15 protein-coding genes are annotated in these 16784 nt (G+C 57.1%); 9 read left to right on the top strand and 6 right to left on the bottom strand.

Translation table 11 applies throughout. From position 1 onward, the window contains the following. Positions 1-119 precede the first annotated feature (119 nt). Positions 120-488: a CidA/LrgA family protein gene (locus G7W63_RS04675; RefSeq protein WP_166253883.1), complete on the top strand. Its 369-nt coding sequence runs from the start codon at positions 120-122 to the stop codon at positions 486-488. After that, positions 481-1218 carry an LrgB family protein gene (locus G7W63_RS04670; RefSeq protein ID WP_166253880.1) on the top strand — a complete coding sequence of 246 codons (738 nt, stop codon included), beginning with the start codon at positions 481-483 and terminating at the stop codon, positions 1216-1218. Before G7W63_RS04675 ends, G7W63_RS04670 begins: the two co-directional genes overlap by 8 nt. 17 nt (positions 1219-1235) lie before the next feature. Here G7W63_RS04670 and G7W63_RS04665 read toward each other — a convergent pair whose 3' ends face one another. The 5 genes from G7W63_RS04665 to tmpT form a co-directional block, all read right to left on the bottom strand. Further along, positions 1236-1751, bottom strand: coding sequence for a Mut7-C RNAse domain-containing protein (locus G7W63_RS04665; protein WP_166253877.1), 516 nt, complete (start codon positions 1749-1751; stop codon positions 1236-1238). Positions 1752-1792: 41 nt separating this feature from the next. Then, positions 1793-3334: a SpoVR family protein gene (locus G7W63_RS04660; protein WP_166253874.1), complete on the bottom strand. Its 1542-nt coding sequence runs from the start codon at positions 3332-3334 to the stop codon at positions 1793-1795. Beyond that, entirely contained in the window at positions 3331-4620 is a 1290-nt protein-coding gene (locus G7W63_RS04655) for a YeaH/YhbH family protein (protein WP_207308885.1), read from the bottom strand. Before G7W63_RS04655 ends, G7W63_RS04660 begins: the two co-directional genes overlap by 4 nt. 91 nt (positions 4621-4711) lie before the next feature. Beyond that, positions 4712-6634 (bottom strand): PrkA family serine protein kinase, encoded by a 1923-nt coding sequence (locus tag G7W63_RS04650; RefSeq protein WP_166253868.1) that lies wholly within the window; start codon positions 6632-6634, stop codon positions 4712-4714. A gap of 272 nt (positions 6635-6906) precedes the next feature. Further along, positions 6907-7581, bottom strand: a complete 675-nt coding sequence (gene tmpT, locus G7W63_RS04645) for a thiopurine S-methyltransferase (protein WP_166253850.1) — start codon at positions 7579-7581, stop codon at positions 6907-6909. 102 nt (positions 7582-7683) lie between these two features. On the opposite strand from tmpT, the gene G7W63_RS04640 reads away from it, so the two are divergent. The 7 genes from G7W63_RS04640 to G7W63_RS04610 all read left to right on the top strand — a co-directional run bounded on the left by G7W63_RS04640 (position 7684) and on the right by G7W63_RS04610 (position 15513). After that, entirely contained in the window at positions 7684-8637 is a 954-nt protein-coding gene (locus G7W63_RS04640) for a D-2-hydroxyacid dehydrogenase (protein ID WP_166253847.1), read from the top strand. 212 nt (positions 8638-8849) lie between these two features. Further along, positions 8850-10385, top strand: coding sequence for a COG3014 family protein (locus G7W63_RS04635; protein WP_207308883.1), 1536 nt, complete (start codon positions 8850-8852; stop codon positions 10383-10385). A 29-nt stretch (positions 10386-10414) separates the two neighbouring features. Then, the gene (locus tag G7W63_RS04630; protein ID WP_242634316.1) at positions 10415-10777 is read left to right on the top strand and encodes a YcfL family putative periplasmic lipoprotein; all 363 of its coding nucleotides are present in this window, start codon (positions 10415-10417) and stop codon (positions 10775-10777) included. A gap of 10 nt (positions 10778-10787) precedes the next feature. Beyond that, positions 10788-11390 carry a penicillin-binding protein activator LpoB gene (gene lpoB, locus G7W63_RS04625; protein ID WP_166253841.1) on the top strand — a complete coding sequence of 201 codons (603 nt, stop codon included), beginning with the start codon at positions 10788-10790 and terminating at the stop codon, positions 11388-11390. Positions 11391-11411: 21 nt separating this feature from the next. Beyond that, complete coding sequence (locus G7W63_RS04620; RefSeq protein WP_166253838.1) at positions 11412-12821, top strand: DUF6844 domain-containing protein; 1410 nt, start codon at positions 11412-11414, stop codon at positions 12819-12821. Next, positions 12821-14086, top strand: coding sequence for a CsgG/HfaB family protein (locus tag G7W63_RS04615; protein WP_166253835.1), 1266 nt, complete (start codon positions 12821-12823; stop codon positions 14084-14086). The genes G7W63_RS04620 and G7W63_RS04615 overlap by 1 nt, the downstream gene beginning before the upstream one ends. Positions 14087-14211: 125 nt before the next feature. Continuing rightward, positions 14212-15513 carry a YihY/virulence factor BrkB family protein gene (locus G7W63_RS04610; RefSeq protein WP_166253832.1) on the top strand — a complete coding sequence of 434 codons (1302 nt, stop codon included), beginning with the start codon at positions 14212-14214 and terminating at the stop codon, positions 15511-15513. Positions 15514-15548: 35 nt separating this feature from the next. Here the strand turns inward: G7W63_RS04610 and G7W63_RS04605 are convergent, their stop codons facing one another. After that, entirely contained in the window at positions 15549-16778 is a 1230-nt protein-coding gene (locus G7W63_RS04605; RefSeq protein WP_166253829.1) for a DUF445 domain-containing protein, read from the bottom strand. Between the last annotated feature and the right edge of the window lie 6 nt (positions 16779-16784).

The following is a 16784-nucleotide window of genomic DNA, read 5'->3' as shown; positions in this document are numbered from 1 at the left end:
CGCCGGGTGTTTCGTAGCGGAAGCTTCAGCTTTCGAGCACACCGGAGGTGTGCCCCTACTCCGGCCAACACAGCACGTCACATCGGTGCAAAAACCACGCTCCTAGCGAAGAGTCGCCTATGAATTTTCTGAACGGGATCACCATTTTGCTGGTGTATCAGCTGGTAGGCGAGGTAACGGTGCGCCTGCTCGGTCTGCCGGTCCCCGGGCCTGTGCTGGGCATGGTGATGCTGTTCCTCACCCTGGTTATTCGCGGACGGGCCGGGACTTCACTGGATACTGCGTCAAGTTCTCTACTCAGCCATCTCTCGCTACTGTTCGTTCCGGCAGGCGTGGGCATGATGGTCCACTTCGACCGCATAGCCGACGAGTGGCTCTCCATCGGTATTGCCTTGGTGGTCAGTACGATCGTAACCATGATAGCCACCGCCGGCATTATGGTATTGATCGGCAAAAGGGTGAAAAAAGGGGCTGCAGACGATGCTTGAAGCGGACCTTTCCCGTATCTGGGTTTACCTTTCAGCCTCGCCCCTGCTGGGTCTGACTGCAACGCTGGTTGCCTACGGGCTGGCGCATCGGCTTTATATTGCGGCCAACAGTAATCCCCTGCTGAATCCGGTGGTGACGGCTGTGGCGGTATTGATTCTGTTTCTGCTGGCGACCGACATCAGCTATAAGGATTATTTCGAGGGTGGCCAGTTTGTCCATTTCCTGCTCGGGCCGGCCACCGTGGCCCTGGCCATTCCCCTGTACCAGCAGGTCGACAAACTCAAAAGGCTTTGGCTGCCTGTGACCGTGGCGGTTCTGTCCGGGGTGATGATCGGCGCGGTCAGTTCCATCCTGATTGCTTGGTTCTTTGGTGCCAGCGAGCAGACCCAGCTGTCGCTGGCGCCCAAATCCGTGACGGCACCGGTGGCCATGGGCATTTCCGACCAGATCGGCGGACTGCCGTCCCTGACGGCGGTGCTGGTGGTGGTGACAGGCATCATAGGGGCAGTGCTCGGGACCAAGCTGTTTGACCTGATGCGCATACGGGACGACAGTGTCCGGGGCATTGCCATGGGTGTGTCGGCCCATGGCATAGGCACTGCCCGAGCCTTTACCGTGAGCGCCCAGATGGGCGCATTCTCGGGTCTCGCCATGGCGTTGTCAGCGTTTGCTACCGCTGTGTTGCTGCCCTGGCTGGTGGATTGGATGGCTGTCTGGCTCTGGAACTGAGGCTCAATCCCGGCTTTTCAGCGGCTCGCAGGTCGCCAGTGACTGAAGCGTCGCAGCCTCTCCCGCATTCTCCGGACATGGCTGCCTTCCCAGTAGGTCTGACAACACCGGGGGCAGTGATAAATACTGTCCAGGTCAAGTTCCGGTAACGGCGGGCTTCCAGGATGGGGACCCTGCTGTAGTGGCGTATTGCAGCGCTTGCAGCGCGAAAAAGGCGACTTGAGCCAGTCCAGATCCAGCCTCCGGGTCAGTTCCCGCAGGTTTTCCTCCTGGCCACCGGTGCCAAGCAGGATCACATAGGCCGGGCCTTCCCGGTGCTGCAACAGTTCACGATCCCGGGTTATAAGCCAGCGGTTCTCGACCACAGCCTGGGCGAGCACATCCCGGTCCACTGCACCGTTGAGCGGTGTTTCAGTGTCGTAGCCCGCAACCCGCAGCCACTCCCCCAGACCTTGCAGCATCTCATCGCAGAGAAACCGCAGAGGGTAGAGAGGGCAGAGCGGCTGTTCCGAAAGCTGTAGCGGTCCAGACACTAGTGCCCACCCTGCATTCCAGGCTGATGTTCCATTATGGTTTAAGCCCCGCCCTCGGTCTTCCGGGGCGGGCAGTGGAACTCGCCCTTCACGCCTTCATCGTCCACGGTCTCGAGATGAACATCGAAACCCCAGAGCCTGTGCACGTGCCGGAGGACCTCACCGGTGGCAGCGCCCATGGGGATGCCGTTGACCGGAATGTGGCGCAGAGTCAGGGAACGGTCACCACGAACGTTGACGTTCCATACCTGCAGATTGGGCTCGCGGAAGCTCAGGTTGTACTGCCGGGCCAGTTTTTCCCGCAGCGTGCGGTAGCCGGACTCGTCGTGAATGGCGGTAATCCGGTAAACCTCTTCCTGATCATCATCGGAGATGGAAAACAGTTTGAGGTCCCGCATCACCTTGGGCGACAGGAACTGATGGATAAAGCTCTCGTCCTTGAAGTTCTTCATGGCGAAATGCAGGGTTTCGATCCAGTCGCTGCCGGCGATATCCGGAAACCAGTGCTTGTCTTCGTCCGTGGGGTTTTCACAGATCCGACGCAGGTCCGTGTAGATGGAGAAGCCCAGGGTGTAAGGGTTGATGCCTGAGTACCACGGGCTGTCAAAGGGCGGCTGGTAGACCACCGCGGTATGGCTTTGCAGGAACTCCAGCATGAAACCGTCAGTTACCAGGCCTTTCTCATACATGCGATGCAACAGTGTGTAGTGCCAGAAGCTGGCCCAGCCCTCGTTCATCACCTGGGTCTGGCGTTGGGGATAGAAATACTGGGCCAGTTTGCGGACGATCCGGATGATCTCCCGCTGCCAGGTTTCCAGCAGAGGCCCGTTCTTTTCAATGAAGTAGAGCAGGTTCTCCTGGGGTTCCTCCGGGAAGCGGGTCTTGCGAAGGGTCTCTTCCTCTTCATCACTGCCCATTTTCGGAATGGTGCGCCACAGATCGTTGAGTCTGCGCTGCTGATATTCTTCACGGTCCTGCTGGCGGCGCTGCTCCTGGGCGGCAGAGATGGGCGAAGGCCGTTTATAGCGGTCGACACCGTAGTTCATCAGGGCGTGGCATGAATCCAGGATCTGCTCCACTGCGTCTACCCCATGGCGCTCCTCGCATTGGGCGACGTAATTACGGGCGAACACCAGGTAGTCAATGATGGCGCTGGCGTCCGTCCAGGTGCGGAACAGGTAGTTGCCCTTGAAAAAGGAGTTGTGCCCGTAGGAGGCGTGGGCAATAACCAGGGCCTGCATGGGCAGGGTGTTTTCCTCCATCAGGTAGGCAATGCAGGGGTCGGAGTTGATGACGATCTCGTAGGCCAGACCCATCTGGCCCCGCTGGTAGCCCTGGGAGGTATTGAGAAATTGCTTGCCGAAGGACCAGTGGTTATAGCCCACTGGCATGCCTACGGAACTGTAGGCGTCCATCATCTGCTCGGCACTGATGACCTCCACCTGGTTGGGGTAGGTGTCCAGGCCAAACTCCGCGGCGCACTTGGCAATTTCCTCGTCGTACTGCTCGATCAGGTCAAAGGTCCATTCCGAGCCCGTGGAGATGGGCCTGACTTCGCTGGGTCGGTCCATGGCATCGGTCATGCGGCTTTCCTCTCGAATAGCTGGCGGAAGACCGGATAGATTTCACTCGGGTCCGCAATCTGCTGCATGGCAAAGCTGTCGGGATTCTCCGCCATCACCTTCTCGTATTCGTACCACAGCATTTGGTGATCCTGGGGCGTGATCTCCACATAGGAGTAGTACTGCACCTGGGGCAGTATCTGCTCGGACAGGATCTTGCTGCAGATCGGCGAGTCATCGTTCCAGTTGTCGCCATCCGAGGCCTGGGCGGCGTAGATGTTCCATTCCGCCGGCGAATAGCGGGCCTTGATGATCTTGTCCATCAGCTTGAGGGCGCTCGAGACAATGGTGCCCCCGGTTTCACGGGAGTAGAAAAACTCTTCCTCGTCCACTTCCTTGGCGCTGGTGTGGTGGCGGATAAACACCACGTCGATGCGCTTATAGTTCTTCTTGAGGAACAGGTACAGCAGAATGAAAAAGCGTTTTGCGATGTCCTTGTGCATCTGGGTCATTGAGCCCGACACGTCCATCAGGCAGAACATGACGGCGCTGGTGGCCGGCTGCGGCTGCTTGAGGTGCTGGCGGTAGCGCAGGTCGATCTCGTCGATGTAGGGAATGCGCTTGAGGTTGGATTTGAGCTTTGCAATCTCAGCTTCCAGTACCTCTATCTGGTCCTTGTGGCTGAAGGCCGGGTCGAGATCATCCGGGGCAGTTTTCAGGGCGGCCAGTTGTGCTTCCAGTTCCCGGATCTTGCGCTTGCGGGCCCCACCGAGGCTCAGCCGCCGGGCATGGGCGCCGCGAAGGGAACGCACCACGTCCAGTTTGGCCGGTACGCCCTGAGTACTGAAACCGGAGCGGACGTACTTGAAGGCCTCGGTGTCCCTGAGCTTCTTGCGGGCCAGGTTGGGCAGCTCAAGGTCATCAAACAGGAATTCGAGAAACTCGTCTTGGGTGATCTGGAAGGCGAACTCATCCATGCCTTCACCGTCCGGGCTGGCCTTGCCATCGCCCTGGCCACCACCGCCGCCACCTGGTGGCTTCGGCAATTCGTCGCCCGCCACGAACTCCTTGTTCCCCGGGTGCACCATTTCTCGCTTGCCGCCCTGGCCATGGTGGAAGATCGGCTCTTCCAGATCTCTGGCTGGAATGCTGACACTTTCCCCGCCCTCCACGTCGGTAATCGAGCGGCGCTGGACGGCGTCTGAAACAGCCTTCTTGATGTGGTGACGGTAGCGGCGCAGGAACCGTTCCCGGTTCACTGCACTCTTGTTCTTGCCATTGAGGCGTCTGTCGACAATGTGGGTCATGCCCATAGTTCTGCTCCAGTTCGGCACCTGACCCCTGCGGCGCCCTATCGGGCGGGCAGGGGGTCTGTCGTTGGGTTCCAGCCTGAGTCCTCTAATGGGACTTGCGAACCCTCAGATACCATTCGGCCAGCAGGCGAACCTGCTTTTCGGTGTACCCCCGATCGACCATCCGGTCTACGAACTGCTTGTGCTTGTTCTGGTCTTCCTGACTGGCCTTGGGGTTGAACGAGATGACGGGCAGAAGATCTTCGGTGTTGGAGAACATCTTCTTCTCGATCACTGCGCGCAGTTTCTCGTAACTCAGCCATGACGGGTTACGGCCCTGGTTGTTGGCCCGCGCCCGCAGCACAAAATTCACTACCTCGTTGCGGAAGTCCTTGGGATTGCTGATACCTGCCGGTTTTTCGATTTTTTCCAGTTCTTCATTGATGGATCCGCGGTCCAGGATCTCGCCGGTATCGGGATCACGGTATTCCTGATCCTGGATCCAGAAGTCGGCATAGGTCACGTAGCGGTCGAACAGGTTCTGGCCGTATTCGCTGTAGCTTTCAAGGTAGGCGGTCTGGATCTCCTTGCCGATGAACTCCACATAGTGGGGCGCAAGGAATTCCTTGATGAACCGCAGGTAGCGGTCCTGCACTTCCGGGGCGTACTGCTCCTGCTCGATCTGCTTCTCGAGAACATACAGCAGATGCACCGGGTTGGCGGCCACTTCGGTGGTGTCGAAGTTGAACACCCGGGACAGGATCTTGAAGGCGAAGCGGGTCGACAGGCCGTCCATGCCCTCGTTGACCCCGGCCGCGTCCCGGTACTCCTGGATCGACTTGGCCTTGGGGTCGGTATCCTTAATGTTCTGGCCGTCGTACACCCTCATTTTTGAGAAAATGCTGGAGTTTTCCGGTTCCTTGGTGCGGGACAGGATCGAAAACTGGGCCAGCATGTTGAGAGTATCCGGCGCACAGGGGGCCCCGTGCAGCGAGCTGTCCCTGAGCAGCTTGCGGTAAATATCGATCTCTTCTGTCACCCGCAGGCAATAGGGCACCTTGACGATGTAGACCCGATCAAGGAACGCCTCGTTGTGTTTGTTGTTGCGGAACGTCTGCCACTCGGATTCGTTGGAGTGGGCCAGAATAACGCCATCAAAAGGCACCGAGCCCATGCCTTCGGTGGTGTTGTAGTTGCCTTCCTGGGTAGCAGTGAGCAACGGATGCAGGACCTTGATTGGCGCCTTGAACATCTCGACGAATTCCAGCAACCCCTGGTTGGCCTTGTTGAGACCACCGCTGAAGCTGTAGGCGTCCGGATCGTCCTGGGAATACTCCTCCAGCATACGGATGTTGACCTTGCCCACCAGAGCCGAAATGTCCTGGTTGTTGTCGTCGCCTGGCTCGGTCTTGGAGACCGCGATCTGGTCCAGCACCGAGGGGTAGCGCTTGACCACGCGGAACTTGCTGATATCGCCACCAAATTCGTGCAGGCGCTTGACCGCCCAGGGCGACATGATGGTCTTCAGGTACCGGCTGGATATGCCGAATTCTTCCTCAAGGATGGGCCCGTCCTCATGGATATCGAACAGTCCCAGGGGGGATTCGTTAACCGGTGAGTCCTTGATGGCGTAGAAAGGCACTTTCTGCATCAGGAACTTGAGCTTTTCGGCAAGTGAGGATTTACCGCCCCCGACAGGCCCGAGCAGGTAGAGAATCTGTTTGCGCTCTTCCAGTCCCTGGGCCGCATGGCGGAAGAAGGAAACGATATTTTCGACCGCCTCTTCCATGCCGTAGAACTCGGCGAATTCCGGGTAGCGTTTGATGACTTTGTTGGAAAAAATCCGGGAGAGTCGCGAATCGCGGGAAGTATCGATACTCTCTGGCTCGCCGATGGCCATTAACATCCGCTCTGCGGCGGTGGCGTACGCCGATGGGTCGTTTTTGCAGATCTCCAGGTATTCCTCCAGGGAATACTCTTCCTCCTGAGTTGATTTATACCTGTCTTTGAAGTGCTGCAGAATGCTCATGAATGCCCCTCACTCGATAGTGTTCAGCTATGGTTCACGGTAAATCCCCGATCGGATTCGGATCGCCTGTGGCGACTCGGTTATGGATGGATGAAGTGGATAGACTCGCAAGACTGGAAGACCCCGCGGAAGGGGAATTCCGGCCTGGATAATTTCAGCTTAGTCCAGACTTAAAAGCTTGGACAGGGGCAGAACTGTTTTGTTTCGTGTTCCTTGTGACAAATTAATGTTGCCTCGTATCCGCATATATCCAGGTTATTTTTTGCAGGGCCTCAGCCTGAGGCAGCGGTATGACGGGGTCTCAGGCGGAACACGGTTTCCGACGCGCCACTGAGTCCCTTGCGTTTGGCAAAGGGGTGATCCTTCGGTAAGAGATTTGTGACTACATGCTCAATTTCGTAGTCCTGGCCATAAAGAGTATGGACTTCCGCATCACTTACGTTAAAGGGCGGGCCTTTCATCTCCTCATTCTGGTAATCGAGTGTAATGAGCAGAATGGCGGCCTGCGCCGGCAGAACGGCGTTCAGATGCTGCACGTATTCGGGCCGCATATGGGGCGGTAACGCAATCAGGGCCGCCCGATCGTAAACCAGCCGCACATGCTTGAGGTCATCGGGCACAAGCTGGAAAAGATCGCCGCACCAGAGCTCCAGGCTGTCGTGAATGAAACGGGTAAAGGGCTGGCCTGGCCGGACCATGGCTTTGGTCTGGCCTTCCTCGAAGAAATCCTTGCAGGCAATTTCACTCAGCTCCACCCCGATCACCGGGTGCCCCTGGTCATGGAGCCACCACATGTCATGGGCTTTCCCGCACAGGGGCACAAAGACTGTCTCATTCCCCTGTTTGACCAGTTCTGGCCAGTGCTCGCGCAGGTAATAGTTCACCGTGCCCTCGTGAAAGCCGATTTCCTTTCGCTCCCAGCGCGCATGCCAGAATTCATGTTCCATAACCTAATCCTCCAATGAGCCTGTTGTACCAGTGTAAACTACCTTTGAGTATAGGAAATCCTGCGTCTTTGCCAGACGCCCTGTCTGAACTGGAGTTTCGCGATGAGAGCTGTATTTCTGGATGCCGGCACCCTTGGAAAGGATGTGGACCTGAACCCGATCCGGCGGGTTGTGGACGACCTGGTTCTCTATGATCACACTAGGCCTGAACAGGTCCATGAGCGTATGCAGGGCTTTGATACTGTGATCACCAACAAGGTGGTGCTGGGTCAGGAGCATTTTGATGCCCATCCGGAACTCGTCCGCATAGCCATAACCGCCACCGGAACCAACAACATTGACCTGAACGCCGCCGAAAAAGCCGGCATCACGGTGGCTAACGTAACAGGTTATGGCCGGGCATCGGTGGCCCAGCACGCCATGGCTTTGATGCTGGCCCTGGCCACCCGGCTTATGGACTACGACCGTGACGTCCGCACTGGCCGCTGGGCGAGAAGCCCCCATTTCTGCCTGATGGACCACCCCATAATGGAGCTGGAAGGCAAGGTGCTCGGGATCGTGGGTTATGGCGACCTGGGCCAGGGACTGGTGGAGCGGGCCCGGGGGTTTGGTATGGAAATACTCCTGGCCGCCCGCCCCGGACAGGAGCCCGGCGAGGTGGACGGCTATCCGCGGATACCATTGGATGAGCTTTTACCACGGGTGGATGTGTTGTCATTGCATTGCCTGCTGACCGAGGAAACCCGTAACCTCATCGGTGCCCGGGAACTCGGTATGCTCCAGCCCCATGCACTGCTGCTGAACACCAGCCGCGGCGGTCTGGTGGATGAGCAGGCCCTGGCGAATGCCCTGCGGGCAGGCAGACTGGGTGGCGCCGGCTTCGATGTACTTACTGAAGAGCCACCGGTCAACGGCAACCCGCTGCTGGCGGACGATATTCCCAACCTGATCATTACCCCGCACTCCGCCTGGGCCAGCCTTGAAGCCAGGCAGCGGGTGGTCGAAATTACCGCACATAATCTACGTTCAGCTACATCCCGTCATAGTCAAGCCTGACCTCACTCCTATGTGTAATGTTTTGTCGTGCCCAATGTAAAACCTGGCAATAGTGGTAGGTTATCAGCTACCCAATAGGGACCTTTCCAACTAACGTTAACCCCCTGTAAGAGTTTCGTAATGTTGTTCGCGGATCGGTGATCAAAGGGAGTTGTCACAGGTTGACCACATGCCCTGATTTTCCGGCTTCTGAACCATCAGGGAGTATCAGTGTGAAAGTTCTTTTCCGTTTCATCTTGGCTGCGGCCCTCGTTGCCATCGTCTCAGGGTGCTCGTCTTTCCAGCACCGTCAACAGATGTCCTCTTTCAATAATGCCTATTCCTCCGGTGACTACGAAACTGCTCTGCAGTCAGTGAGCTTCACCACTGCTGAAGGCGAACTGGTTGATGCCGAAGCCCGGCTGCTCGAACTTCTTCACCAGGGCGAGATGTACCGCCTGACAGGCCAGTATGCGGAAGCAGCGCAAGCTTTTGATCTGGCAGAAGAGGGTATGAAATACCTGGATACAGAGAGCCTTGTTGAAGGGGCAGCCGAAGGCTTTGTAGCGGTCATGGTGAATGATTCCGAACGCGACTATGAAGCGCTGATGTCAGAGGCTGTTTTGGTGAATACCTACAAGGGGCTGGCATTCCTGGCTGCAGGCAACAACGATTATGCGCGAATTGAGTTTAACCGCGCTAACGACCGGACTCGGCGGGCTGTCGAACATTTCCAGAAGGAAATTGCTGAGCAACAGGCTGCTTTGGAAGAGGAAGCCAAGGAAGAAGAAAGCCAGGCATCCATGGTCAATAACAGTCTCAAGCACGAGGGCCTGCATGCTGCCATTGCAGAGAACTATGGGGCGCCCTCTACCTGGTCAGTGTTTCCTGAATTTATTGTGCCTTCCAGTACCTATTTACACGGCATCTATTTCCTGGCCAACGCAGCGGGAGCCGGAGATTTCGAGCGGGCAGCGACTTCTCTCAAGCGGGTAGCAGAAATGAATACTCATAGCAGTCTACTACAGGCCGATGCCGAGTTGGCTGTAGACCTCTCGTCTGGCAAGCGTGCACTCAGCGAACTCGGTCCACAGGTCTGGGTTGTGTACGAAAACGGGTTGGGCCCCGTGCTGGAAGAGACCCGGTTCGATGTTCCTTTATTGCTCCTGCATGGTAATCAGGAAGCGCCAGCCTATTTTGGTATTGCGCTGCCAAAATATGCAAAGCGCTCAGCCGTTCCCGGTTACCTTGGTTTGGTGAGTGGCACCGGAGAAGTAGTTCAAACTGAACAGATTGCAGATATGGGCACGGTTATCCGGACTGAGATGAAAGAGCGTTTTCCTGGTGTTCTCGCCCGTTCGGTAACTTCTGCGGTTATCAAGGCCATTATTCAGAATGAGGCAACTGAACAGTTCGGCGTGATGGGCCAGTTAGGCGCTGCCGCACTCACCATGGCCACCACCCAGGCCGACCTCCGCGGCTGGCAGGCTATGCCGGACCATTGGCAGGCAGCAAGAATAGACCGCCCTGAGAATGGGAGTCTCAACCTGCTTGACCATGAGGGCGCCAGCTTGGGCTCAATCACTATTCCCGAGCAGGACTTCACACTTGTGTATGTCAAACGGCCAACGGCATTGTCACCTGCCACAGTGATTACCATGGATTTGCAGGGCAGGTCGCCTTCTGCGATCGCCCGCTTACCAGAAGTACCTGTTGCTGACCCTGCCCAGGTTTCAAGCACCGAACCAGAACAGGGCTCGGTCCTATGAAAGTCGCGCTGTATCCAGGATTGCTCCTCTTGGTTCTTATTTTAACTGGCTGCGCATCCCAGCCTGAAACCAATCCATTGGTTGAGCGGCAGGAACTGAAAGTGGATCCGGAAGTGATGTACGTGCTGACGGTGACTGAGATTTTCGAGGAGCGCCTGGCCCAGCCCGGTGGTGATAGCCTCCTGCAGATCCAGTTTGCTGTTCAGGCTCACACGGACACCCCTCTCGCCTGGCAGGTAACCTGGTTTGATGCCAGCGGTATGAGAATAAAGGGTGTAGGCGATGGGTATCGTCGGCAGTCGCTACTGACCGGACAAACCCGTTATTTCAAGGCAACGGCACCTCACTCGCGCGTAACCAGCTACCAACTCCATCTCCGTGAACCCCAGTAAGGAAGACCCTATGTTTAGGCATGCTCTCGTATTTTCTACCTGTGTCTTTGTCCTGGGTGGTTGCGCCACTCAGACCCGCTACGTTGATCCGGCAGCCGATGATGGACCAGTAGCAATGACCATGGATTACCGTGATTTTGAAACGGCAGCTACTGCCGCTGTTGAGGACATGCTCGCCAGTGGGTCCGTCAGCAACCCCAATGGCGGCCGGTACATCATGGTGGTGAGTCGTATCACGAATGACACGATGCAGCGAATTGATACTGATCAGCTCACCAAGAAGATCCGTGTTTCCCTTCTGCGTTCCGGCAAGGTGGTAACCACCACAGCCGTTGGCCTGAACGGTGCGGAAGACGAAATGAGCATGCGTGCCCGTGAGCTCCGGGACTCGGCTGAGTTTGATCAGTCCGGTGTCCAGAAGATAGGTACCCTGCAGGCACCCGATCTCAGCCTTTCCGGGAAGATTCTGCAGCGCAACCACAAGGTTGGAAAAGAGCAGCAGGTTGAGTACTACATTCAGCTCTCCCTGACAGACCTGGCGTCAGGCCTGGCGTTCTGGGAAGGCGAAACTCCTATTATCAAGCGCGGCTCCAACGCTTCAGTTTCCTGGTAATCAACCGAGAGATTAAACACCATGGTATTTCGTAGAAAAGTTTTATCGCTGCTGGTGGCAGGGGCTGTTGGTGCAGCTATCGTGACGTCAGCCAACGCCTTTGCAGAGGAGGACTTGAGTGCACAGGTTGAGGCATCTGAGCAGGATGTCACTAAAACCCCTCCATCACCATTCATGGCGGTATCGGAAGTCGATGCTGGCGATGAAAAAGTACAGGAGTTTCTGGAAGCACGGGGCTGGATTCAGGGAGAGTCCGAAAAGAACCCCGGTGGCGGAATGCTGGTCGTCGGAAGCGCATCAGTGGCTGCTGACCCGTCTGATATCAGTTATAGCGAAGCACGGATCCTTGCTACCCAGGAAGCCTTCTTGGGTGCGATGGGCGAGCTTGTTTCCCAGAACGCGGTAGCCGTTGGTGCCCGGATGACTGACCGCTTCATGAAGGACGATCTTCCTGAAGACGTCAGAGACACCACCAGCATTGAAGCCTTCGGTAAAGCGGTGGCGGGTCGGGCTGCTGAGCTCACGGTCCAGGGTCTCAACTCCTTGCTTGAAGAGTTGGGGGCCGACACGTCCGAAATGCCGGAAATGAGTATCGCTGAACGCAAGAACATGCTCTATGACGAGTTTGTTGCAGAAACTACAAAGCGGGCCATGGGTGAATTATCCGGAGTCGGCATCTTCGGGGTTATCCAGGAAGTGGGTGGGTCTGCGGTATCTGATAACGGGCGCGTCACGGTTATCGTTGTGAAGTCGGAGCGTTTTGCTGAATTCGCCCGCCAACTGCGCACGGGTGACGTGGCACCTGGGCAGGCCATTCCGGTAGACGATATTCAGCAGCGCCTGGCAGCGCAGATCAAAGAGAAGACGCCCATGCTGGGGTATTACGGTGTTCAGCCCATGGTTGACGGCCAAGGCAGGTTTGGCCTGGTTTCCTTCGGAATGGCAGGGCCACAGCTGGTGCGGGGAGCTATGGATGAGTATGACGTGGCCGCAGAGCTTGAAGCGTCCCGCAAGAGTGCCAACGCCATGGCTGATGCCTGGTTGGCCCAGTTTGCATCAATGACGGTAAAGACTGATTACGAGGAGATCCGTCGTAAGCTCGTGCAGAAGGTCCGGGAAACCCGTGGCAACGGTCGTACCGAAATCAAGACTTCGACCGGGGTGGGCAAGATGATCAATGAGGTTCTGCAGTCTGAGGCCAATGTGCGACTTCAGGGTGTCCAGGTCGTCGGTCAGTGGAATGCCCAGGATCCGGTTACCGGTCATCCTTACCTTGGGTACGTCAAATACTGGTCCCCAAGCACATCTGCCAAGGCCCAGGGAATCGACAAGCCAGCGCCAGAGCCCAAGAAGAGTGCAGCCACAGAGAATGCCGGCAAGTCGGGTACTGAGCGCTCAGTCAGAAGCACCGGCTCGTTCGGAGAGTGGTAATGAAGTGGCTTCTGGTTTTTTTTGCCAGCTTGATCTCGGTTGGGGCATTTGCTGCGACCGAGATCAGGACAGTGTCTGCGGAATCCACTGGAGTTAACCGGGAAGAGGCCGTCTTCAATGCCCTGGGCGAGGCAGTACGGCAGGTGCGGGGTGCACAGATAAGCGCCAGCCGTCAGGTACAGAGTGCCTTGATGCGCGTTACTGAACGTAGTGATGATGGTCAGGAGCGCAACACCACCCTGTCAGCTTCACAGACCAGTGACATACGTGTCTCATCAAGTGGATTGATCTCTGGCTACCGTGTCCTGTCAGTTTCCGAGGCACCCGGGGGCGGCGGCAAACTTGCCCGGCTTGAAGTGGATGTTCCCGTCTATAAAGCCCCTGGCTCTTCCGCTCAGGACAATCGTTGGCGGATGGCGGTATATCCTGTCGAGGCGGCTCGCTCCAGCTTCCGCCTGGACAGCCAGATATTCACTGCCGAAGATGCGTCAAGGCGACTGACCCATTCGATCTCAGACGCACTGACCCAGTCACGACGTTTTGCCATGCTGGCCCGGGACAGCGAATCAGCCATCTTCGAAGAGCGTTACCGGATGACAGCCAAGGACGTGCCCGTTGCGGAAAAGGCGATGCTGGGCAACACTCTGGGTGCCGAATATCTGGTCGCGACCCGTGCAACGGACCTGTCCCTGGGTTCCAGGGAACTGACCAGCAGCCTGACCGGTGAGAAATCCAGGGTGAGCTCCGGCGCTGCAGTGCTGGAGGTACGCGTTGTGGTGCCTGCTAGTGGCAGCATTGTCTGGAGCCAGACTCTGAATCTGACGGCCGATCAACTGGGCACTCAGCTTGAGGGCACTGACCATTCCGCTCAGAAAGTGTTTGATACGCTGGGCAGGGAAGTTGCCCTTCGGGTTATTGACGCAGTATGGCCCCCCCTGGTTGAAAAGGGCGATGGCGAAGAGTTGATCATCAATCTGGGTGGCAACCTGCTCTTGCCAGGTCAGCAATGGGAAGTATTTTCTCTCGGTAAGCTTGTCAGAAACAGCCACACAGGGGCAAAGCTGGGCCAGGAAGAACAGCGGGTAGCGACTGTGGAAATTACTCGCAATACCCCAAAAATGGCCTATGCCAGGGTGGTTGCGGGTCAGGTTGAGGGAAATGGGCATGTGCTGCGACGCACGGCCAAAGTGAACTCAAAGGAGAACTCTGCGGAATCGATGCGAGGTACCCGCAAGCGCACCTGTCTTCCCATAGACCCCTGCTGAGACATTCCCACCTACGGGGCGGGAGGCGTCCCGCCTGCTTTCCTCCCGCCTTGGAATTAAGCCATACTCCTGTCAGGTTATTTTTGAGTGATTTATTCAATCCTTACCCTGAAATAGGATGATGTGTGGCTTCCCCTCAATTGAAAGAACGCGTGCAGAATGCCGAGGACTGGATTCTCGCCAACCCCAACCCACCGGAAAAGTGGCCCTGGACCTGGCTCTATACCACAGGCCGGACGGCCTACGCGTTGGTCAGGGATGTCATTAATGGCACCCTGACCCTTCACGCCATGAGTCTGGTCTACACCACGCTGCTGAGTATTGTACCGCTGCTGGCCCTGAGCTTTTCGGTGCTCAAGGCCCTGGGCGTCCATCAGCGCATGGAGCCTTTCCTGTATCAGTTCTTCCAGCCCATGGGACCCCAGGGGATACAGATCGCTGAACAGATCCTTGGCTTTGTGGATAACATGAAGGTAGGGGTGCTGGGATCCGTAGGGCTGGGGTTGCTGGTCTATACGGTGATTTCCCTGGTCCAGAAAATCGAGCGTTCATTCAACATGATCTGGCGCGTGCCGGAAATGCGATCCATGGGCCAGCGTTTCAGTAACTACCTGAGCGTTATCATGGTGGGCCCGCTGCTTATGGTGTCTGCCATCGGTATCAGTGCCACTATCTTCGCATCGGACGTAGTTCAGAGCATGGTGGCCATCGAGCCATTGGGTACCATCATCCTGGTGCTTAGCCGTTTCACGCCGTTTTTCCTGGTGTGCGGGGCGTTCACCTTCGTCTACATATTCATGCCCAATACCCGTGTGCGGATCAAATACGCGGCGATTGGCGGGGTCGTGGCGGGTATCGCCTGGCAGGCGGGGGGCATGCTCTTTGCCTCGTTTGTAGCCGGCTCGGCCAAGTACGCTGCCATCTATTCCAGTTTTGCCATTGGTATCATTCTGCTGATCTGGGTCTACCTGAACTGGATGATCCTGCTGCTTGGCGCCAGCATCGCGTTTTACCTGCAGAACCCGGGCGCCATTGCCAAGCGCCGCGATGTGCGTCTTTCCCCCGAGCTCCAGGAAAAAATTGCGCTTACCCTGATGTGGCTGGTCTGTAAGCCGTTCAGCGAAGGTAAGCCGGCGCCCCAACAGGAACAGCTGGAGCAGAGGCTGAGGGTGCCAGGCTCTGTTACCCGGCGTATCAGCGACAAGCTTATTCGTGGCGGGCTCCTATCGCTGGCGGGGCCCGATGGTGACCTGCTGGTACCCGGGCGCTCCCTGGACCTGATCAGGATCGACGACGTGCTGACGGTGGTGCGCAAAGATGAGGATCGTATCGCCCAGCGTCTGCCCCATACCCCACTTTCCGATATGATGGCCCAGACGCCGGCTGAGTCTGAAGGGAAGTCTTTCCGGGAGCTGCTCGACGACTGACCTGACGGACATCGGTGCCAGTCGTGCGGGTGAGGTCAGGCGATGGCCTGTCCGAAAATGAAGACCAACTGCGCCACACCTGCAAAGAAGCCAAGGGCTGAGCCCACCATGATCAGCTTGATTTCGTCTTCCTGGAAGCAGGGCCTGAGCAGGTCCTGAAACTCTTCCGATGACAGCGCAATCATGCGCTCAACCATGATGGTTTTCACCGCCTCCGCCCGGTCATGTTCAAACACCGGGTTGTTGAACGAAGTGCGGGATAGCTCAATGGCCTTTTCGCCCACTTGGTGCTTCAGCGTAGCAAACCCGGTGGGCCCGAACGCCACCTGGGTCAGTGCCTTGCCCATGCCGGTGGTTTCGTCGACCAGGGGCTTGATGTGTTTCTTTACCATATTACGGGCGCGATCCCCGTTAGGCCCTTCGAGAATGGCATTGATAAGATTGCCGACGGTCAGGATTTCATGGGTGACAATGTGGCAGAAGGACTCCGCCACTTCCGGCTGGCGCTTGAGAAACAGCCCCTGTAACCGTACGGGGCCGATTTTCTTGGGATGAAGGGGCCGGAATATCACGTTAAGGGCGATCCAGTTGGTGGCCCAGCCTACCAGCAGGCCAAACACCGGCAACACCCACCAGGCCTGGTAAAAGTACCAGGCCGTCATCTGCACCAGCCCGAACAGAAAGCCGAAATAGAACCCCGAGTTGATGATGAAGCGGAATTCCGCTTCGCCACATTCAAGAAAGATGCGGTTGAGCAGCCGCTTGTCCGCAGCCAGCCGCTCAATCACCATGCCCTTGATGTCCAGCAGGTCTTCGATGTTCTCCGAAAGATCATCGATGAGATTATCGACCAGTTGGGGTATCGACTTGCGGACCCGGTCATAGACCATGCGCCTGGCCGAGGGCGGCAGGTTCTCCCAGAAGGTCGGGTGCTCCTTCAGCATAAGCTCGTCAACGTATTCCTCGGTGCGGGGCTCTACGGTGTGGGTGACGTAGGCGGCCAGCACCTTGGGGTCAATCTGCTGGAAAATCTCCGGCACGGTGCCGATTTTGGAGATGGTTGCATCGACGCTGATGGCGGCCATCTTGCGTGCTTTTGACGGGATAATGCCCTGCCAGCCCAGAAATGGTGGCTTGCCGATGAACTCCAGGGGGTAGAAGGTCATCTTGATGGCTAGCCAGTTGGTGGTCCAGCCGATCAGCGCTGCGATGACCGGAATACTGAGGTATTGCCAGAACTCGGCTGTGGTGAACAGGGATGGCATCGGTCA

It is taken from the genome of Marinobacter salicampi (assembly GCF_011074795.1).
In the GTDB taxonomy this organism is placed as follows: domain Bacteria; phylum Pseudomonadota; class Gammaproteobacteria; order Pseudomonadales; family Oleiphilaceae; genus Marinobacter; species Marinobacter salicampi.
This window is presented reverse-complemented; position numbering and strand designations above follow the sequence as displayed.